An 18921-nucleotide genomic window follows, 5' to 3' on the forward strand; every position below is an offset into this window, starting at 1 on the left:
GTTTCCTGCCCTGATTTATCGTTGTTCTTGCAGGCAGACTACGCCTCTTGGCGTCCGGCGAAAGGGGCGCCCCGACGTCAGGTCGCGGCGCTTTGCGCCCGGGCGATCGCGGCCGCCAAGGCCGGGGGCAGCCCGCGGCCCGACGCTTCAAGATTGTCCAGCAGATGGGCCATCCGTGTGGTCCCGGTGACGGCGCAGGCGACATCGGGGTTGGCCAGGACGTAGGCCAGGGCCGCCTGCGCGCCGCTGATGTCGGGCTGCCGGTGCAGAAAGCCGAAGCGCCGCCCCGCCAGCACCTCGGCGCGATGGTTCTTCAGGGCGCGCAGGGCGTACCAGAGGTCGCGCGGCGCTCGAAGCTTCAGGACCTGGCCCCCGGTATGGCCCATGGCCAGGGGCATGCCCGCCAGCACCCCCTTCCCCGCCGCCGCCGCGCGGGCGATCAGCGGGCCGCGCTCCGGCCGCAGGACGTTGTAGTCCACCATCACCACGTCGAACTGCGGCAGGCCCGCCACGTGGTCGATAACGGCGGGATCGAAGCTGTTGACCCCCAAGGCCTGGACCAAGCCCCGCGCCTTCAGGCCCTCCAGGGCCGCCAGCAGGTCGTCGGTCAGGTCGGCGACGGCGGGACCATGAAGTTGCAGCAGCGGCAGGCGCTCCAGCCCCAGGTTGGCCAGGCTTCGCAGGACGCTGGCCTCGATGGCGGCCGGCGACATGTCGCGCACGATCCGGCGGCCGTCGTGGGCGGTGCCGGCCTTGGTGGCGATCACCAGGCCGTCGAGATCACGCCCCCGTAAGGCCCGCCCCAGCCGCGGCTCGGCGGCGCCGCCGGAATAGCTGGCGCCGGTGTCGAGGAAGGTGACGCCGCGGTCGAGGGCCGCATGCACCAGGGCGACGGCCTGGCCCTCGTCAAACGCCCTCTGACCCCACCAGCTGGCGCAGCCGAAGCCGATCTCCGAAACGGTCAGGCCGGTCTTGCCGAGGGGGCGGTAGAGCATGGGCTCACTTTGGTGCGGCGGAAGGACCTGTCCTGCGAAGCTCGTAGAGCGAAGCAGGATGGTGGGCGGCGAGGGGTTCGAACCCCCGACCCCCTGGGTGTAAACCAGGTGCTCTGACCAGCTGAGCTAGCCGCCCGTAGAAGTGGGGCGCGTCGGGGGGGCTTCCACTTAACCCTGACGCGCCCTTGGAGGCGGTTCTTAGCGCCCTCCCCGGCGCGCAGAAACCCCCATATGAAAAGGGCGGCCGCCTCCCCGGCGACCGCCCCTTCGGAATAGCTGTTGAGCCTGAGCGGCTTAGTTCAGCGAGCTCTTCAGGCCTTCGCCGACCCGGAAGCGCGCGGTCTTGGACGCGGGACGCTGCACGGTTTCGCCGGTGCGCGGATTGCGCGCCGTACCCGCCGCGCGGTTGACCGGCACGAAGCTGCCGAAGCCGACAAGCCGGACTTCTTCGCCGCTCTTCAGCGAGGCGGTGACGGAGTCGATGAAGGCTTCCAGCGCGTCTTTCGCCTGCGCCTTGTTGAGGCCCGCCTTCTCGGCGATCGCCGTGACGAGTTCGGCCTTGGTCATGTGGTGTTCTCCCAGCCCGTTATACGTCCGCGGACCCCCCGCGGTGTTCGCGAGATTACTTCGCGTCAGGGGATTATGGCGGTCTCGCGGCAGGCGTCAAACGAAGGCGGCGCGGGAATACCCCGCGCCGCCCAATTATTTGCAGTTAATACGGGATTCAGTGCGTCAAAACCGCCTCTGGATCGCTGTCATCGGCCACGACGGGGATCGCGGGCGCCGCCGGCTCTGTCCACTCGATCGGCACGAGCGGCTGGGTCAGGGCATGCGACAGCACCTGGTCGATGTTGAAGACCGGGATGATTTCCAGCCCGTTCTTCACGCTGTCGGGCACATCGGCGAGGTCCTTCATGTTCTCTTCGGGGACCAGCACGGTCTTGACCCCGGAGCGCAGGGCCGCCAGCAGCTTTTCCTTCAGCCCACCGATGGCCGTCACCCGGCCGCGCAGGGTGACCTCGCCGGTCATGGCGATGTCCTTGCGGATCGGGATACCGGTCAGCACCGAGACGATGGCCGTGGCCATGGCCGCGCCGGCCGACGGACCGTCCTTGGGGGTCGCGCCGTCCGGAACGTGGATGTGGACGTCGGTCTTCTCGAAGACCGGCGGTTCGATCCCGAAGTGCACCGCCCGGCTGCGGACATAGGAGTGCGCCGCCGAGATGGATTCCTTCATCACGTCCTTCAGGTTGCCCGTGATGGACATGCGGCCCTTACCCGGCATCTTGACCGCCTCGATGGTCAGGATGTCGCCGCCGAAGTCGGTATAGGCCAGGCCGGTGATGATCCCGACCTGGTCCTCCGCGTCGGTCTCGCCGTAGCGGTACTTCTTGACCCCGGCGTACTTGGCCAGGCGCTCGTCATCGACAGTGATGGCCAGCAGCTTCTCGCGGCCCAGGTCCCGGACGGTCTTGCGCGCCAGGTTGCCCAGTTCCCGCTCCAGCGACCGCACCCCGGCTTCCCGGGTGTAGTAGCGGATCAGGTCGCGGATGGTGTCGTCGGGGACGACGAACTCCACCGGCGTCAGGCCGTGGTCCTTGGTCAGCTTGGGCAGCAGGTGGCGCTTGGCGATCTCCAGCTTCTCTTCCTCGGTGTAGCCGGGGATGCGGATGATCTCCATGCGGTCCAGCAGGGGCTGGGGCATGTTCAGGCTGTTGGCCGTGGTGACGAACATCACCGGCGACAGGTCGTAGTCCACCTCGAGATAGTGGTCGGCGAAGGTGGAGTTCTGCGCCGGGTCGAGCACTTCCAGCAGGGCCGAGGACGGGTCGCCGCGATAGTCGGAGCCCATCTTGTCGATCTCGTCCAACAGGAAGAAGGCGTTGGTGGACTTGGCCTTCTTCATCGACTGGATGACCTTGCCGGGCATCGAGCCGATATAGGTGCGGCGGTGACCGCGGATCTCGGCCTCGTCACGCACCCCGCCCAGGGACACGCGCACGAACTCGCGGCCGGTCGCCTCGGCGATGGACTTGCCCAGCGAGGTCTTGCCGACGCCGGGCGGGCCGACGAGGCAGAGGATCGGGCCCTTCAGGGATCCAGTCCGGGCCTGGACGGCCAGGTATTCCAGGATGCGTTCCTTGACCTTCTCAAGACCGTAGTGGTCGTGTTCCAGGACGGCCTCGGCCTTCACCAGGTCGATCGGCTTGGTCTTGGCCTTGCCCCACGGAATGGACAGCAGCCAGTCGAGGTAGTTGCGCACGACGGTGGATTCCGCCGACATCGGGCTCATGTTGCGCAGCTTCTTCAGCTCGCTGTCGGCCTTGGTGCGGGCTTCCTTGGAGAGCTTGGTCTTCTTGATGCGCTTCTCGAGTTCGATCAGCTCGTCGCGGCTGTCGTCCTGCTCGCCCAGCTCGCGCTGGATCGCCTTCATCTGCTCGTTCAGATAGTACTCGCGCTGGGTCTTCTCCATCTGGCGTTTCACGCGGTTACGGATCTTCTTTTCCGTCTGCATGACGCTGATCTCGCCCTCCATCAGGGCGTAGACCTTCTCCAGGCGCTTCACGACATTGAAGATCTCCAGAAGGTTCTGCTTCTCGGCGATCTTCACAGACAGGTGCGACGCGATGCGGTCGGCCAGCTCGCCGGGCGAGTCGACCTGCGGCATGGAGGCGAGCGCCTCCGGCGGCACCTTCTTGTTGAGCTTCACATAGTTCTCGAACTGCTCGACCACGGCGCGTGACAGCGCCTCGGCTTCGGTCGAGGCCGCGCCGTCCTCGGTGATGAAGGCGACCTCGGCTTCGTAGAACTCGGCCTGATCGGTGAATTTCGAGATGCCGGCGCGGGCCTTGCCTTCCACCAGCACCTTCACGGTGCCGTCGGGAAGCTTCAGCAGTTGCAGGACCGACGCCACCACGCCGACGTCATAGATGGCGTCCGGCGACGGATCGTCGTCGTCCTTGTCCTTCTGGGTGGCGAGCAGGATCTGTTTGCCGGGGGCCTTCATGGCCTCCTCCAGCGCGCGGACCGATTTCTCGCGGCCCACGAACAGCGGCACCGGCTGGTGCGGGAAGACAACGATGTCCCGCAGCGGAAGAATGGGCAGAGTCTTGATCTCAGACATGTGCATCTACTCCTGGTGGACCCCCTTCCAAAGCAGGGCCCGTCCCATATTCCGACCGGGTTCCCCCAGACGATGAGTCTGAGTCGGTCGGCCCGTCCGCCCGGTGTGGGCGAATTGTCGGCCATTTATGTGGACGCTTTGGCCCCCTCTACAAGCTGAGCCAGGTCGTCCGCGACAATGCGTCTGAAACAGGTGACGCCCGAGACACAGGAAATGGTGCGCCGCGGCAACAGGTGCAAGAGCCTCCAGGCGCCAGGCGCCGTGACCCGAACGGAAACGACCGCGGCTTTGGGGCCGCGGTCGTTGACGATCAGCGATGCGTTGCAGCCTAGGCGGCGCCGCCCTTGTCGCGGCGCTCGGCATAGATGACCAGGGGCTGGGCCCGGCCTTCGACGACCTCGGCGTTGACCACAATTTCCTCGACGCCGTCATAGGTCGGCAGCTCGTACATGGTCTCGAGCAGGATGCCTTCCAGGATGGACCGCAGGCCGCGCGCGCCGGTCTTGCGGATGATGGCCTTGCGGGCCACCGCGTTGAGGGCGTCGTCGGTGAAGGTCAGGCCGACATTCTCCATGTCGAACAGACGCTGGTACTGTTTCACAAAGGCGTTCTTCGGCTCGGTGAGGATCTTCACCAGGGCCGGCTCGTCCAGATCGTCCAGGGTCGCGATGACCGGCAGACGGCCGACGAATTCCGGGATCAGGCCAAAGCGCAGCAGGTCGTCGGGCTCCACCTGACGGAAGATCTGACCCGTGCGGCGATCGTCGGGGTCCGACACCTTGGCGCCGAAGCCGATCGAGGTGCCTTGGCCGCGGGCCGAGATGATCTTTTCCAGGCCGGCGAAGGCGCCGCCGCAGATGAACAGGATGTTGGTGGTGTCGACCTGCAGGAACTCCTGCTGGGGATGCTTGCGCCCGCCCTGCGGCGGCACGGAGGCGACGGTGCCTTCCATGATCTTCAGCAGGGCCTGCTGCACGCCCTCGCCCGACACGTCGCGGGTGATGGACGGGTTGTCCGACTTGCGGCTGATCTTGTCGACCTCGTCGATATAGACGATGCCGCGCTGCGCCCGCTCGACATTGTAGTCGGCAGCCTGAAGCAGCTTCAGGATGATATTTTCGACATCTTCCCCGACATAGCCCGCTTCGGTGAGCGTGGTGGCGTCGGCGACGGTGAAGGGCACGTCGATGATTCGGGCGAGGGTTTGCGCCAGCAGGGTCTTGCCGGTGCCGGTCGGACCGATGAGCAGGATGTTGGCCTTGCCCAGTTCGACGTCGTTATTCTTCGAGGCGTGGTTGAGGCGCTTGTAGTGATTGTGAACCGCAACCGCGAGCACCTTCTTGGCGTGATCTTGGCCGATCACGTAATCGTCGAGGACTTCGCGGATTTCCTTGGGGGTCGGCACACCATCCTTGGACTTCACGAAGGAGATTTTGTGCTCCTCGCGAATGATATCCATGCACAGTTCTACGCACTCATCACAGATGAACACGGTAGGGCCCGCGATAAGCTTGCGGACCTCATGCTGACTCTTGCCGCAGAATGAGCAGTAGAGCGTGCTCTTGGAGTCCCCGCTGGCGGCCTTGGTCATGGTCGTTTCTCACTCTTTCGACGATCGGCCGGCTGGCCGGGACGTCCGTCCCCGGAGGCGTTCCTGACGCCATCGATGCAGGATACGCGCCGCAGGTTGTCTAATCCTTGACATTCCCCGATCCGACCAAGGATCACAAGCCTTTGGGGGACATCGCGACATTTGGCGGTCGGGGCGCCCGATGGCGGGCCAGTCCGAATCCCTAGATGGGTGTGCGCCAGTTCGGGACAAGCCTTCGGTTCCGGGCGCCGCGAAACGCCTCGCCCCCCAAGGCCCGCGCTGCGCCTGCCGATTGCTCCCGATAGACACGCGCCCTCAGGGGCGCGAGGGGGTGGCCATGGCGAAAAAGTCTCTGCGCGGCGGCGGCGCACCTTCCAACGAAATGCTCGACGATCAGATCGAGGACGCGGGCGTTGTGGCGTTCGACTTCGACGGCACCATCACCGTCCGCGACAGTTTCACCGAGTTCCTCAAATGGCGCGTGGATCAGGGCCGCTATATGGCGGGGATGACCCGGCTGGTCCCCGCGGCGATCTCCTATCTCGGTCACCGCAACCGCGGACGCATCAAGGCCGCGGCCGTTCGTGAGTTCCTGAAGGGCATGACCCGCGACGAGCTGGAGACCCAGGCCCGCGCCTTCGCCGAGGTCGCAGCTCCCAGCCTGCTGCGGCCCGACGCCCTGCAAACCTGGCGGCGCTGGCGGCAACGCCACGCAAAGCTGGTGATCGTCAGCGCCTCGCCCGACATGATCGTGGCGCCCTTCGCCCGGGGCCTGGGGGCCGATGCCCTGATCGCCACCGAACTGGCCTTCGATACTGACGATCGGGTGACCGGCGGCTTCCTGGGGTCAAATTGCCGCGGGCCGGAAAAGGTGCGACGCCTGCGAGCGATGTTCGGACCCGACTTCACCCTGAAAGCCGCCTATGGCGACACCAGCGGCGACCGCGAGATGTTGAAGCTCGCCGATCACCGCGGCTATCGTGTCTTCAAGGAACGTCCCTGAAGGTCTGACGCCAAGTGAAACACGCCGGTGAGATAGCCCTGGATCAGCTGGAACCCCTGTTGGCCCGCGTCCGCGCGCTGCCCGGCCTGACCGAGAAGAAGCGCGGGGTCTTCTACCGCAAGTCCCGCGCCTTCCTGCATTTCCACGAGGACCCCGAGGGCCTGTTCGGCGACGTCCGCGCCGCCGACGACAGGGATTTTGACCGCTTCGACGTGACGCAGGACGGCGACGCCCTGATCGCGGCCGCACAGGCCCGGCTCAGGGCTTAGCCGACCAAGGCTTGGTCTGACCTATGATGGTCAGGGGGCGATCGCTGCGGACGGCGTCCAGCACGCCTGCGGAGATCTCATTGTTGGTGAGCCAGCGAGATCCTGTGGGCTCGGCCTTAAAGCCTAGCACCACCTGGCGCAGGTCGCAGCCCGGCAGATCCTCGGCCACCCTCTGCGCCGTCTCAAGCCGCCAGGGATGGGACGGGTCGGCCGCCGCGCTGCCCAGCACCTGGAACAACCGGCCTTCGACGCGTTCCGCCAGAAGGCGCGGCGCCTCGATCTTCAGGGTGTGAAACCAGGCGACGGCGAGGTTGATCGGCCCCGCCCGCGCGACGGCGGCGTCGAGGGCGGCCGTGAAGGCTGCGGGATCGTAGTAATCGCAGGCGAACCCGTCGGGCCCGCAGGCCTGCCGCGACAAAAACGAAAGGCGCCCGCCGTCGCCGGCGAGCGCCTCGCAAAGTCCGGAAAGCATCCCGGTCCCGCCCACCACCAGGGTGTGCGCGACCATTGGGACTAGTCTTCCGAGCGATTGGCCTGGACGAGGTCGATCAGACCCCATTCCTTGGCCTCGTCGGCGGTCATGAAGGTGTCGCGGTCGAGCTTTTCCTCGACCTCTTCGTAGGACCGGCCGGTGTGCTTGGCGTAGATCTCGTTCAGCCGGCGCTTCGTCTTGATGATGTCCTCGGCGTGACGCTCGATATCCGAGGCCTTGCCGGAGTAACCGCCAGAGGGTTGGTGGACCATGATGCGGGCGTTGGGCAGGGAAATCCGCTGACCCGCCTCACCGGCCATCAGCAGGAAGGACCCCATCGAGGCCGCCATGCCCATGCACAGGGTGACCACGGGGCTCTTGATGTATTGCATGGTGTCGTAGATCGCGAGACCCGAGGTCACCACGCCGCCCGGCGAGTTGATGTACATCTGAATCTCTTTCTTGGGGTTCTCGGCCTCAAGATAGAGCAGCTGGGCGCAGATCAGCGCCGACATCCCGTCCTCGACGGGACCGTTCAGGAAGATGACCCGCTCCTTGAGGAGGCGGGAGAAGATATCGAATGCACGCTCGCCGCGGCTGGTCTGCTCGACCACCATCGGGACAAGGTTCAGGGCGGTCGTCGGCGGATCAAACATTGGGAGGCAGCCCTTCTCGATGTGAACGACTCTCGAACGCGAGCCGTGTACCCGTTGGATATCGCGTGCCGGTGTGGCCTGCGCAAGGTGACCAATAGCCCCGATAGCTCTTAAGAGTTGGCGAAATTGGTTTGGCGAGGCCTCAGTTCGGTCTCGCGGCGTCCAGAGCGGCGGCCAGGGCGCCGATTCCGTAGGGCTTGGTGAGCAGGGTGAGCCCCTCCGCGGCGGCGGCCGCGACGCCTGGGCTGAAGCCCGTGGTCAGCAACACCGGCAGGCTGGGCCAACGCCGGCCGATCTCGCGGGCGAGCGCAATGCCATCCATCTCGCCCGGCATCACCAGGTCCGAAAACACGATGTCGAAGGCTGGATTGGCCTCCAGGGCGGCGACAGCGCCCGCCGCGCAGTCGACGCGGGTGACGTTGTAGCCCAGTTCGGTGAGCATGCCCGAGACCAGGGTGGCGACACCCTCGTCATCCTCCACCAGCAACAGGTCGCCCTGCGCGCCCGGCGGCCGGGTGACCGGCGACGGGTCCGGGGTCACCAGCGGCAAGGGCTCCTCGGTCCGCGGCAGCAGCAGGAGAATGGTCGATCCCCGACCGACCTCACTCTGGATCCGGACGTCGCCGCCGGAGGCGCGGCTGAACCCGTAGACCTGGCTGAGCCCCAGGCCCGTGCCCTTGCCGACCGCCTTGGTGGTGAAGAAGGGCTCGAACACCCGCGACAGGGTCTCCGGGGTCATGCCGCTGCCGGTGTCGGCGACCCGCAGGACCAGGTGGTCTCCCGGCAGGGTGGCGTCGGACCCCGCCGGCCGGTTGGAGCCGCTGATGGTGATGGCGCCGCCGCCTGGCATGGCGTCACGAGCGTTCACCGCCAGGTTCAGGATCGCCAACTCGAACTCGGATGGATCGACGTGAACGCGCCACAGATCCGGCGGCAGGTCCACAATCACCGAGATGTCCTCCCCCAGCGAGCGATCCAGCAGCAGGCGCATGCCCTCCAGCTGGGCGGTCACATCGATCACCTCCGGCCGCAGCGAGGTGCGGCGCGAGAAGGCCAGAAGCTGGCGGGTCAGGCTGGCGCCGCGGTCCACGGCCTGGCGCATGCCGTCGATCAGCATCTTGCGCCGTTCGGGCTTGTCGGTGCGCTCCATCAGGTCCAGGCCGCTGGAGGCGATCATCAGGATGTTGTTGAAGTCATGCGCCACCCCGCCGGTAAGCTGGCCCATGGCCTCCATGCGCTGGCTCTGCCGCAGGGCGCTCTCGGCGCGCTCGCGCTCGTGCATCTCCTCCTGGAGGTTGCGGTTGGCGTCGGCCAGGTCGCTGTTGGTGCGGGTCAGAACCGCGTGCGCCGCGGCCAGCACGCCGACCACCAGCAGGGCCATGACCAGCAGCAGCCCCAGGCCGACATAGCGCGACAGCCGCCGGGCGATGGGGTCGGTGTCGATGCGCAGGGCGACCAGGCCCAGGCGTTGTCCGGCCTCCGACACCGGAGTCACCACCACCAGGTGGCTCCCCACGAAGGCGGGCGGGTGAAGCGCCACGGTCGGATCGGCGTGGCGGCCTGGATCTCGGGCGTAGTCGGCCACCAGGGCGCCGGCCTCGTTGTAAACTCCGGCCGAGACCACCTGCGAGTTGACCCGCAGCGCCTCGACATACTCCTGCGCCGCCGGACGGTCGTCAAAGGCCAGCGCGGCGGTGACGGTGGCGGCCAGAATCTCACCCTGGGCCGTGGCCTCGCGGACCTTCTGGGCGCGGTAGGTCTGCTCGTCATAAACCCCGATCGCCAGGCCGCTGAGCACCAGCAGGATCGCGCCGATGGCGGCGATGGCGGGGATCAGGCTCCAGCGGATCTGCAGCTTGTCCAGAAGCGCCATGCCTACCTCCCCGCCCGGGCGTCGAGCGCCAGGCTGAGCAGCTTCGAACTGATGGTCAGGCCGTTTTCGGCGGCGGCCCGGGAATCGATCGTGAATCGGACCCGGTTCTCCCGCAGGACGAAGTTGACGACGGCACCCGCCCCGGCGGCCTGGTCGGTGACGGTCAGCACCGGCGCCCCATGGGCGCTTTGCAGGGCCTCGGCGGCACCCAGCGCGCGGGGCGCCGACAGATAGAGCACGTGACAGCCGGTCGCCTTCTCGGCCTTGGCCAGCCGGTGAACAACGATGGCCCGCGCGCCGATCTTCTGGCCCCGCACGGCCTGGTCCAGGACAGCCCCGAACGGGTCGCCGCCCAGCAGGCACAACACAACCGGCTGGGTCGGTGAGGCGAAGGCGCCCGCCGGCCACTCCACGAAGGGCACGAGCTTGTAGAGATAGGTGGCCTTGACCGGCGCCTCCAGACTCCCCGCCGCGCCGGCGGCGCCCACCGTCGTGAGGGCAAGGACAGCGGCGCTCAACACCACAGGCGCCCACTTCACCTCAGAATCCCCAGCGCAGGCTGGCGCGTATGGCGCGCGGAATCTCACGACGGGCGACCGAGCCGTTCACGAACTCCACGTGCTGATCCTGGAGCAGGTTCTCTCCGACCACCGCGAGCTCGACCTGATCGGTCACCCGCCAGGCCAGCCGCGCGCCCAGTTCGGTATAGGCCGCGACCGCCGGGCTCCTCAGGCGGTCGACGCTGCGAAGGTCGAGATCCAGATCCACGGTGGGGGTGAGGCTCATGTGGGACCGCAGCGAGAGCTGGAGGTCCGGATCGTTCCCGGCGAAGTCCACGCCGAAGATGTCCCGGCTGGCCGGATCGAGGGACAGGTCCTTGCGCAGGGCGTTGACCCCGGCGCTCAGCCGCCAACCTTCCCGCACCTGCCAGGCGGCCCAGGCCTCGACACCATAGGTCTCCCCGCGCATGCCGTTGCGGATCACCAGGGGGAAGACCGCCGCCGTGCTGGCCTCGGCGGTCCGCAGGTTGTCGTAGACGTTGTAATAGGCCGAGACCGACAGCGAGAGGTTGGCGGCGGGCTGTCCGCGATAGCCCAGCTCATAGGCGATCAGGGTCTCGGAAGCGAAGTCGGGGCCGCCGGCGATCAGGCCGGGATTGATCAGGTCGCGGTCGAAGCGCGAGGGGGTCCGCACACCACGGGAGACCGCCCCCCAGATCAGGGCATGATCGCTCGGGCGCCAGGCCAGCCGCGCGTTGGGCATGTATTCCAGGCCCGTATAGCTGTTGTGCTCCAGCTTCAGACCAAGGGTGAGGGTTAGGTCGTCGCGCAGGGCGATCTCGTCCTGGAGGAACAGATTTCCGAGCCGGGTCGTGCGGCTGGCGGGATCGAGGAACGAGGTGCGGAAGGCGCCGCGGAAATCGTCCTGGTTCTGCCGATAGCCGCCGCCCACCACGAGGGTGTGGCCGCCCCGCGACGCCAGGGCGTACTGCAGATCCAGATTGTAGACCTCCAGGCTATCGCTGATGCCCGAGGTGATGGTCCGGTGGTCGCGGGCGTAATAGGCGGTAGCCTCCAGGACGCCGCCGTCCCGGCTACGGACCCAGCGGCCCAGAAGGTTTCCGCCCCCGATGACGCCCTCGGCCCGGGCTCCGGCCACCGGGTCGCTGGAGCCGTCATAGACGTCACCCTGCAGGCTGACGCTGTCGCCCTCCCCGCCCCAGTCGAGCTTGAACCCGGCCTGGGCCCGGTCCCAGCTGTCGCGTCCGCCACCGCCGGCGGGGGTACGGCTGTCGCCATAGTCGGCGGCCATGCCGTAGATGCGGAAGGCGCCGGTCTCCCCCAGCCGCCCGCCGTAGCGCAGGTTGGCGACGGAGTCGTTGGACCCGGTGGTCAGGTTGACCAATCCGCCCTGGGTGTCGGCGGCCTTGCGGGTGATGACGTTGATGACGCCGTTGACGGCATTGGCGCCCCACAGCACGCCCCCCGGCCCGCTGATCACCTCGATGCGCTCGACATCGTCGAGCATGACCCCCTGGGCGTCCCAGAACACGCCCGAATAGAGGGAGGTGTAGACGCTGCGTCCGTCCACCAGCACCTGCAGCTTGTTGGACGTGCCGGTCGAATGATTGAAGCCGCGCGCCGAAATTCCGTAACCCGAGGCGTTCATCCGCGCGACCTGGAGATTGGGGGCCAGGCGCAACGCCTCGGGCAGGCTGTCGGCGCCGGAGAGCCGGATATCGTCGCTGCCGATGACATAGATGGCGGCGGGTGCGGCGCTCAGCGCCTCGGGGCGCTTGGAGACCGAGGTGATCTCCACATTGGCCAGTTCCTCCAGCGACAGCCGGGAAAGATCGCTGAGCGCGCCGGCGTCGGAAACGTCGGCCCAGGCTGGAGCTGCGATGAACAGCGCTGAGCCCGCGCAGAGCGCCAGGGCTCGGCCGCTGATCTGACCAAAGGATGGCATTCGGCGCCCCCGCCCCACTGCGAACCAAGCGGCTCAAGGGTGACCCACCCCGGCGACAGGCGTCCTGAGGACGCCGCAACCCTCCGCAATGAACCGAAACGCAAACCCCCCAAACCGGTTCCACAACGAAAAAGGGCGCCCCGTGGGGCGCCCTCGATCTCGTCCTTGGGGTCGGCTTAGGCGCCGTAGCCCGCGGGCATGTCGTCTTCCTTCAGCAGGTCGTCCTTGGAGACCTTCTGATCCTTCACCTTGGCCTGTTCGATGATCAGGTCGACGACCTTGTCCTCGAAGATCGGGGCCCGGAGCTGGGCCTGGGCGGCGGGGTTCTGGCGGAAGAAGTCGAAGATCTGCTGGGCCTGCGGGCCATAGCGCATGGCTTCGGCGCGCATGGCCTCGGCCAGCTCCTGGTCGGTGATCTGGACGTTGTTCACGCGACCGATCTCGGCCAGGACCAGACCCAGGCGCACGCGGCGCTCGGCGATCTTGCGGTACTCGGTCTGCAGGACGTCGTCGGCCTTTTCCAGGTCTTCCGGCGGCAGCGTGCCGCGTTCCTTGTCGGACTGCACCTGGCCCCAGATCTGGGCGAATTCAGCCTCGACCATCTTGGGCGGCAGCGGGAAGTCGTGCTTTTCGTCCAGCACGTCCAGCAGGGCGCGCTTCAGCTTGAAGCGCGAGGCGCCGGCGTACTGGCTTTCCAGGTTGGTCTTCAGCAGCTCACGCAGCTTTTCCAGGCTTTCGACGCCCAGGCGCTCGGCCAGGCTGTCGTCGGCCTTGGACTCCACCGGAGCCTTCACTTCCTTCACCGTGGTCTCGAACTCGGCGTCCTTGCCGGCGAGATTCGGAGCCTGATACTCGGCCGGGAAGGTCACCTTGACCATGACCTTGTCGTCCGGCTTGGCGCCGACCAGCTGCTCTTCGAAGCCCGGAATGAAGCTGCCCGAGCCCAGCACCAGCTCGGTGTCGACGCCCGTGCCGCCTTCGAAGGCGACGCCGTCCGCGCGGCCGATGAAGTCGATGACGACCATGTCGCCGTCCTTGGCCTTCAGCGACTTGCCGGTGCGGGTCTCATAGGTGCGGTTCTGCTTGGCCAGCTCGTCGACGGCCTCGTTCACCTCGGCGTCGGTGGGCTCATAGATGGGGCGCTTCAGCGAGATCTTCGTCAGGTCGGTGGGCTCGAACTCGGGCATCACCTCGATGGCGATGTCATAGGCCAGGTCGGCCTTGCCATCGATGACCTGGTTCATGTCGCCGTTCGGCGTCAGGTCGGGCTCGCCGGCGGGGCGCAGCTTGTTCTCTTCGAGCACCTTCTGGGTGGTTTCGTTGAGGGTCTGCTCCACCACTTCGCTCATGATGGACTTGCCATAGAGCTTGCGGACGTGGGCCTGCGGCACCTTGCCGGGGCGGAAGCCCTTGATGTTGAGGGTGGGGGTGATCTCGGCGATCTTTGCGTCCAGGCGCTCGACCAGGTCCGACATCGGGACGGTGACGCTGAAAACCTTGCTCAGGCCTTCACCAGACTTCTCAACGATCTGCATCGACATTCTTGGATTTTCCGGACACGGCGCGGGTCGTGCGCCTTTCAGGTCCGCCTCGGCTGAATAGGTAAGCGCCGCCAGGGCTGGCGGCGAGCGGGCGACCTTATGTCATTTCACGGCGCGCACTCCAAGTCCAAAGAGGGCTCTGCGCGCCCTCACCCCACCCGGCGCACCAACAGGTTGGTCCAACCCTCGGTCCCGCGGCCCGGACGCACGTCGTAACTGATGGTGATGGCGAGGGTTTCCAGGCCCCCGACCTGCGCGATCAGGGCCCGGCCGGCCGGCTCGTCCAGATCGGTGAACAGTCGGCCGGGCGTCTGCCGCTCGCCGCTGCCGAGCTTGAACGACAGCTCCCAGACCCCGCCGGGGACCAGGGCCGACCGCAGCCTGCGCAGGATGTCGGGCAGGTCGTGACGGGGGACGTGCAGCAGCGAGGCGTTCGCCCAGATCCCGTCGAAGGCCTCGCGCCACGCCACCTCGGCGAAGTCGAGGCGCAGAACCGCCAGGCCCGTGTGGGCCGACGCCTTGGCCACCATGGCCGGCGAGCCGTCGAAGGCGGTGACCTGGAAGCCGAGCTGCCGGAAGGCCAGGGCGTCACGCCCCGAACCGCAACCGGCGTCCAGCACCCGACCGCCCTGCGGCAGGGCCTCGACGAAGCGCTTGCGGCCCGCCGAGAGGTCGACAAATGCGGTGTCGGCGAAGAACCGCTCGGCGTTCTCATCATAGTAGCTGGTGGACAAACCCGCCTCCCCGCGTCTTGCGCTCAAGGCTCCGTGTACGGCGGCGTCAGGTCAAGACGCCAGCCTGCGGTCCCGCAGGACCCTTCCCTGGGAAACCCTTTCCGGGAAAGGGAATGCGTCCCCGCCATGGTCGACGATTTGCTTGCCCATTTCCGGCGTCCAGCTATAGACGCCTCAGTTCTGCGGCTATGGCGGAATTGGTAGACGCACCTGGTTTAGGTCCAGACGCCGAGAGGCGTGGGGGTTCGAGTCCCTCTAGCCGCACCATCCGCTCAACGCCGTGTCGCAGCCTGGAATTCGCTTGCGGACAGGCGCGGCATCGACAAGTTGAAGCAGATGACCGACCGACCCGACGCGCCTGACCCGGCCACGCAGCTTGAGCTCGGGCTGCAGCAGTTGCGCGCCGGCCGGAACGCCGAAGCGGCGATCACCCTCCGGGACCTGATCGAAACCTCGCCCGACCCGGTGGAGGCGCTCGTCGCCCTCGGGTCGGCGGAGATGGCGCTCAACCAATGGGCCGCCGCCGAGACCCATTTTCGCCGCGCGCTTGATCTGCAGCCGCATCATCCGCCGGCCTTCCGGAACCTCGGGGTCCTGCTGGGCGCCAGTGAGCGGCACGCCGAGGCCCTGGCGCTCGCCGACGCGACCCTGGCGGCCGAGCCGGCTCACACCCAGGCGCTGCTCGCCCGCGGCAACGCCCTGACCGGCTTGTCGCGGCTGGAGGACGCCCTGCTGAGCTACCAGGCCGCCGCCGGGTTCGAGGAGGTGACCTACGAGGCCCTCACCAAGCTGGGCCTCACCTATGCCGCCCTGCATCAGCCCGAGGCGGCGCTGCGGAGCTTCGACCAGGCCATCGCCCGCGAGCCCAACCTGGCCCTGGCCGTCTTCCGGCGCAGCATCGTTCGCCTGCTGCTGCGCGACTTCTCCGGCGGCTGGGACGACTACGAGGCGCGCCTGAACGTCTCGGTTTTTGTCGCCGCCTCCATGGCCTTCTATCAGCCGGTCATGGGCCGGGTGGCGCGGCGCATGGCCCGCGAGGATGTTGCGCGGGCCAATATCCTGCTGCTGGGCGAACAGGGCCTCGGCGACCAGGTGATGTTCGCCAGCATGATCCCCGATCTCGCCGCAACGGCCGCCCGGCTGACCTGCGTCTGCGACCTGCGGCTGGCGCGGCTGTTTTCCGCATCCTTCGAGGGGGTGTCCTTTCAGGGACTTGGAAACCCGCCCGTCCTGGCCGTCCCCCCGGACGCCACCCTGCTGGCCATGGGCAGCCTGGGACGGCTCTACCGACGCGGCGAGGCGGATTTCCCCGGGACACCGTATCTGAGGGCGAGCCCGGCGGTGATCGAAGCCTGGGCCGCCCGCCTGGGGCCGCGCCCCAAGGGTCTGCGCATCGGTCTCTCCTGGCGTGGCGGCGTGCCCAGCACCGGCAGAAGCCAGCGCTCACTGGGGTTGGCGCAGCTGGCGCCGGTGCTCGACCTGCCCGACTGCGAGTTCGTGAGCCTGCAGTATGGCGATGTAGCCACCGAGCTGGCGGCGCTGAACGCCGGCCGCGGCGTCCCGGTGCGGGCCTTCGATCCCGCCGAGACCCACGACTTCGAGGATCTGGCCGGCCTCATCGCCAACCTGGATGTGGTGGTGTCGGTGCAGACGGCCGCGGTGCATCTCGCGGGCGCCATGGGAACCGACTGCCTGACCCTGCTGCCGCATAACCCGGAGTGGCGCTACACCGCGTCCGGCTCAGCCATGCCCTGGTATCGGTCGGTTGAGCTCTACCGCCAGCCGGAGCCGGGCGCGTGGGAGCCCGTCGTCCGTGAGGTGGCCCAGGCGCTGCGTCTCCGACTGGCCGACCGCTAAGCAGAGCGGCCGGCCGGGGGGCCTCAGGCCGCCAGTTCCAGGGCCAACGGTATCAGAGAGGTCAGCAACAGCACCGCCATGGTGACGTTGAAGGCTCTCAGCACCCGGGGCCGATCCAGGAAGCGCCGCAGGCCGACACCGAAGGCGGTCCAGACCGTCACCGACGGCGCGTTAACCGCCATGAACACCAGCGCCACCAGAAGAACGTTGAGATTGTAGTGCTCGGCCGGGGCGTAGGTGGTGATGGCGCCCACCGCCATCGCCCAGGCCTTGGGGTTCACCCACTGGAACGCCGCGGCCTGCCAGAAGGTCTGCGGCCGTCCGCCGGCCTGACCGCCGGCCATGCCCTTGGACGTGGCGATCTTCCAGGCCAGCCAGATCATGTAGGCGCCGCCTGCCACCGCCAGCACGTCGTGCAGCCATGGGAAGGCGATGAACAGCCCGCCGAGGCCAAGGCCCACCGCCAGCACCATCACCCCAAACCCGATCGCCACGCCGCTGAGGTGCGGCACGGTCGCCCGGAAGCCGAAATTGGCGCCCGAGGCCATCAGCATGGTGTTGTTCGGGCCAGGCGTGATCGAGTTGACGAAGGCGAACAGGGCCAGGGCCAGCATCAGTTGCGGAGTCAGCGACGTCATCGGCTTTCCTTTGGAGTAGCCAGAAGACGGACGGGGGGGTGCGCGAAACCAGAAAACCCCTCGCCGCGTCGGGAGGGGTTTGGATCGGTCGAACCTAGATCGCACGCCCCTCGCGCACAGCTACGCGCCAGGCCATGAAGGCCTGGGCGTTAATAGCGAGGGCTGCGCAGGAGCGGGTCACGTGTGCGGGAATCCTAGAGAACGCCGGCCTCGTAGCACGCAGGGCCAAGCTTGACCACGGGACTAACGGGCGTCGTAGAGCCGGCGCAGGACGGCGGGCGCCAGGTTGGGCAGATCCTCGGCGATCAGGCCCGGACCGTGCAGGTCGGCGGCGTCGGCGTGGATCCACGCCGCCGCGCAGGCGGCCTCGAAGCTCTCCATGCCCTGGGCGATCAGCGCGCCGATGAAGCCGGCCAGCACATCTCCGGACCCGGCGGTGGCCAGCCAGGGCGAACCGTTGGTGTTCACGGCCGTGCGGCCGTCCGGCGCGGCGATCACGGTGTCGGGGCCTTTCAGCAGGACGACGGCGTCGGCCTTCCTGGCGGCCCGGCGCGCGGCGGTGATGCGCTCGGGCGCGTCCTTGATGAGGCCGGGAAACAGCCGCTCGAACTCGCCGGGATGCGGGGTCAGCACATCGTCCACGTCGAGAACGGAGAACAGCTCCTCCGGGTCGTCTCGGAAGACGGTGATGGCGTCGGCGTCGATCACCAGGGCCGCCCCGGTTCGGGCCAGGGCCAGGACGTTGAGCAGGGTCGTCTCATTGACCCCGGCGGCGGGACCGATGACGGCGGCGTCGACGTCGGCGGCGAGTTGTTCCAGCTCCACCTCGGTGTCGAAGCCCCGCAGCATCACGGCTTCCAGGTGGGCGGCGTTGACCGCCAGCGCCTCGGTGGGCGACAGCAGGGTCACCACCCCGGCCCCCATCCGCAGGCCTGCGCGGGCCGAGAGCCGGGCGGCCCCGGTGTTCCAGGCCTCCCCGCTCACCACCACCAGGCGGCCTCGGGAATGCTTATGGGCGCCGGCGTCCGGCCAGGGGAACCGCGGCAGCCAGAGCTCCGGGGTGTTCTCCAGCAGGGTCGCGCCTTCGGTGGCGAGCCCGATGTCGGCCACCACGATATCGCCGCAACGGCCGGCGCCCGGCTCGAGCACATGGGCCGGCTTCTTGGCGTGGAAGGTGACGGTGAGCGCGGCGCAGAAGGCGACGTCTCCAAGGATGCGGCCAGTGTCGCCGGCCAGGCCGCTCGGCAGGTCGATGGCCACGACGCGGTCGGGAATGCGCTCGCAGGCCCGCGCCAGGCGCGCGGCCTCGCCGTCCAACGGCTTGCTGAGGCCCGCGCCGAAAAGGGCGTCGACGAAGAGCTCAGCTGTTCGGGGCGCCTCGCCGGCCTCGAAGGTGTCGCCGCGCCATTGCGCCGCGGCGGCCCTGGCGTCGGCGGTCGCGGGCGGCGCCAGCCGCTCGACCCAGACCTCCCAGCCACGCTCGGCCAGGATGCGGGCCACGACATAGCCGTCGCCGCCGTTGTTGCCGGGGCCGCAGAGCACGGCGGTCGGGCGCGGCGCATGGCGCTCGCAGATGGCGTCAGCCACGGCCAGGCCGGCGCGGGCCATCAGCTCGACGCCGCTGGTCCCCGCGGCGATCGCGGCGGCGTCGGCCGCCGCGATCTCGCTGACGGTGAGGATAGGCCGCACGCGATTGCTCCTG

16 protein-coding genes and 2 tRNA genes are annotated in these 18921 nt (G+C 67.8%); 4 read left to right on the forward strand and 14 right to left on the reverse strand.

Annotation, left to right across the window (positions count from 1 at the left end; translation table 11 throughout):
- Nucleotides 1-77: 77 nt before the first annotated feature.
- The 5 genes from Q7J39_RS17915 to clpX form a co-directional block, all read right to left on the reverse strand.
- Nucleotides 78-995, reverse strand: coding sequence for an aldo/keto reductase (locus Q7J39_RS17915; protein WP_304828440.1), 918 nt, complete (start codon nucleotides 993-995; stop codon nucleotides 78-80).
- Between the two features lie 59 nt (nucleotides 996-1054).
- Nucleotides 1055-1131 (reverse strand) — tRNA-Val (locus Q7J39_RS17920).
- A gap of 158 nt (nucleotides 1132-1289) precedes the next feature.
- Complete coding sequence (locus tag Q7J39_RS17925; RefSeq protein WP_293493154.1) at nucleotides 1290-1562, reverse strand: HU family DNA-binding protein; 273 nt, start codon at nucleotides 1560-1562, stop codon at nucleotides 1290-1292.
- Nucleotides 1563-1719: 157 nt separating this feature from the next.
- The gene (gene lon, locus Q7J39_RS17930) at nucleotides 1720-4119 is read right to left on the reverse strand and encodes an endopeptidase La (protein ID WP_304828443.1); all 2400 of its coding nucleotides are present in this window, start codon (nucleotides 4117-4119) and stop codon (nucleotides 1720-1722) included.
- Between the two features lie 328 nt (nucleotides 4120-4447).
- Nucleotides 4448-5710, reverse strand: a complete 1263-nt coding sequence (gene clpX, locus Q7J39_RS17935; RefSeq protein WP_304828446.1) for an ATP-dependent Clp protease ATP-binding subunit ClpX — start codon at nucleotides 5708-5710, stop codon at nucleotides 4448-4450.
- 337 nt (nucleotides 5711-6047) lie between these two features.
- On the opposite strand from clpX, the gene Q7J39_RS17940 reads away from it, so the two are divergent.
- The gene (locus Q7J39_RS17940) at nucleotides 6048-6713 is read left to right on the forward strand and encodes an HAD-IB family hydrolase (RefSeq protein ID WP_304828449.1); all 666 of its coding nucleotides are present in this window, start codon (nucleotides 6048-6050) and stop codon (nucleotides 6711-6713) included.
- Between the two features lie 59 nt (nucleotides 6714-6772).
- Nucleotides 6773-6982 carry a hypothetical protein gene (locus tag Q7J39_RS17945; RefSeq protein WP_304828452.1) on the forward strand — a complete coding sequence of 70 codons (210 nt, stop codon included), beginning with the start codon at nucleotides 6773-6775 and terminating at the stop codon, nucleotides 6980-6982.
- Here Q7J39_RS17945 and Q7J39_RS17950 read toward each other — a convergent pair.
- From Q7J39_RS17950 to Q7J39_RS17980, 7 genes are all read right to left on the reverse strand, one after another.
- Nucleotides 6972-7490: a hypothetical protein gene (locus tag Q7J39_RS17950; protein ID WP_304828456.1), complete on the reverse strand. Its 519-nt coding sequence runs from the start codon at nucleotides 7488-7490 to the stop codon at nucleotides 6972-6974. The two genes, Q7J39_RS17945 and Q7J39_RS17950, sit on opposite strands and share 11 nt — an antisense overlap.
- A gap of 5 nt (nucleotides 7491-7495) precedes the next feature.
- Nucleotides 7496-8110 carry an ATP-dependent Clp protease proteolytic subunit gene (locus Q7J39_RS17955; RefSeq protein WP_304780064.1) on the reverse strand — a complete coding sequence of 205 codons (615 nt, stop codon included), beginning with the start codon at nucleotides 8108-8110 and terminating at the stop codon, nucleotides 7496-7498.
- 142 nt (nucleotides 8111-8252) lie between these two features.
- Nucleotides 8253-9983 carry an ATP-binding protein gene (locus Q7J39_RS17960; RefSeq protein ID WP_304828459.1) on the reverse strand — a complete coding sequence of 577 codons (1731 nt, stop codon included), beginning with the start codon at nucleotides 9981-9983 and terminating at the stop codon, nucleotides 8253-8255.
- Nucleotides 9984-9985: 2 nt separating this feature from the next.
- On the reverse strand, nucleotides 9986-10522 hold the full coding sequence (locus Q7J39_RS17965) for a YfiR family protein (protein ID WP_304828462.1): 537 nt from the start codon (nucleotides 10520-10522) through the stop codon (nucleotides 9986-9988).
- Between the two features lies 1 nt (nucleotide 10523).
- Nucleotides 10524-12449, reverse strand: coding sequence for a TonB-dependent siderophore receptor (locus Q7J39_RS17970; RefSeq protein WP_304828465.1), 1926 nt, complete (start codon nucleotides 12447-12449; stop codon nucleotides 10524-10526).
- A 176-nt stretch (nucleotides 12450-12625) separates the two neighbouring features.
- Complete coding sequence (gene tig, locus Q7J39_RS17975) at nucleotides 12626-13984, reverse strand: trigger factor (protein ID WP_304828587.1); 1359 nt, start codon at nucleotides 13982-13984, stop codon at nucleotides 12626-12628.
- A 155-nt stretch (nucleotides 13985-14139) separates the two neighbouring features.
- Complete coding sequence (locus Q7J39_RS17980; RefSeq protein ID WP_304828467.1) at nucleotides 14140-14724, reverse strand: bifunctional 2-polyprenyl-6-hydroxyphenol methylase/3-demethylubiquinol 3-O-methyltransferase UbiG; 585 nt, start codon at nucleotides 14722-14724, stop codon at nucleotides 14140-14142.
- Nucleotides 14725-14906: 182 nt separating this feature from the next.
- Between Q7J39_RS17980 and Q7J39_RS17985 the strand changes: the two genes are divergently transcribed.
- Together Q7J39_RS17985 and Q7J39_RS17990 are read left to right on the forward strand one after the other, a co-directional pair.
- Nucleotides 14907-14991 (forward strand) — tRNA-Leu (locus Q7J39_RS17985).
- 69 nt (nucleotides 14992-15060) lie between these two features.
- Nucleotides 15061-16581, forward strand: coding sequence for a tetratricopeptide repeat protein (locus Q7J39_RS17990; protein WP_304828471.1), 1521 nt, complete (start codon nucleotides 15061-15063; stop codon nucleotides 16579-16581).
- A 23-nt stretch (nucleotides 16582-16604) separates the two neighbouring features.
- Here the strand turns inward: Q7J39_RS17990 and Q7J39_RS17995 are convergent, their stop codons facing one another.
- Together Q7J39_RS17995 and Q7J39_RS18000 are read right to left on the reverse strand one after the other, a co-directional pair.
- Complete coding sequence (locus tag Q7J39_RS17995) at nucleotides 16605-17219, reverse strand: LysE family translocator (RefSeq protein WP_304828474.1); 615 nt, start codon at nucleotides 17217-17219, stop codon at nucleotides 16605-16607.
- Between the two features lie 243 nt (nucleotides 17220-17462).
- Nucleotides 17463-18908: an NAD(P)H-hydrate dehydratase gene (locus tag Q7J39_RS18000; RefSeq protein WP_304828477.1), complete on the reverse strand. Its 1446-nt coding sequence runs from the start codon at nucleotides 18906-18908 to the stop codon at nucleotides 17463-17465.
- Nucleotides 18909-18921 lie beyond the last annotated feature (13 nt).

Source organism: Phenylobacterium sp. (assembly GCF_030651185.1).
Taxonomy (GTDB): domain Bacteria; phylum Pseudomonadota; class Alphaproteobacteria; order Caulobacterales; family Caulobacteraceae; genus Phenylobacterium.

Bases quoted from the DNA above. Each gene is read 5' to 3' on its own strand.
- Q7J39_RS17915 (WP_304828440.1), bottom strand. From the start codon at position 995: ATGCTCTACCGCCCCCTCGGCAAGACCGGCCTGACCGTTTCGGAGATC.
- Q7J39_RS17925 (WP_293493154.1), bottom strand. From the start codon at position 1,562: ATGACCAAGGCCGAACTCGTCACGGCGATCGCCGAGAAGGCGGGCCTC.
- lon (WP_304828443.1), bottom strand. From the start codon at position 4,119: ATGTCTGAGATCAAGACTCTGCCCATTCTTCCGCTGCGGGACATCGTT.
- clpX (WP_304828446.1), bottom strand. From the start codon at position 5,710: ATGACCAAGGCCGCCAGCGGGGACTCCAAGAGCACGCTCTACTGCTCA.
- Q7J39_RS17940 (WP_304828449.1), top strand. From the start codon at position 6,048: ATGGCGAAAAAGTCTCTGCGCGGCGGCGGCGCACCTTCCAACGAAATG.
- Q7J39_RS17950 (WP_304828456.1), bottom strand. From the start codon at position 7,490: ATGGTCGCGCACACCCTGGTGGTGGGCGGGACCGGGATGCTTTCCGGA.
- Q7J39_RS17955 (WP_304780064.1), bottom strand. From the start codon at position 8,110: ATGTTTGATCCGCCGACGACCGCCCTGAACCTTGTCCCGATGGTGGTC.
- Q7J39_RS17960 (WP_304828459.1), bottom strand. From the start codon at position 9,983: ATGGCGCTTCTGGACAAGCTGCAGATCCGCTGGAGCCTGATCCCCGCC.
- Q7J39_RS17970 (WP_304828465.1), bottom strand. From the start codon at position 12,449: ATGCCATCCTTTGGTCAGATCAGCGGCCGAGCCCTGGCGCTCTGCGCG.
- tig (WP_304828587.1), bottom strand. From the start codon at position 13,984: ATGCAGATCGTTGAGAAGTCTGGTGAAGGCCTGAGCAAGGTTTTCAGC.
- Q7J39_RS17990 (WP_304828471.1), top strand. From the start codon at position 15,061: ATGACCGACCGACCCGACGCGCCTGACCCGGCCACGCAGCTTGAGCTC.
- Q7J39_RS17995 (WP_304828474.1), bottom strand. From the start codon at position 17,219: ATGACGTCGCTGACTCCGCAACTGATGCTGGCCCTGGCCCTGTTCGCC.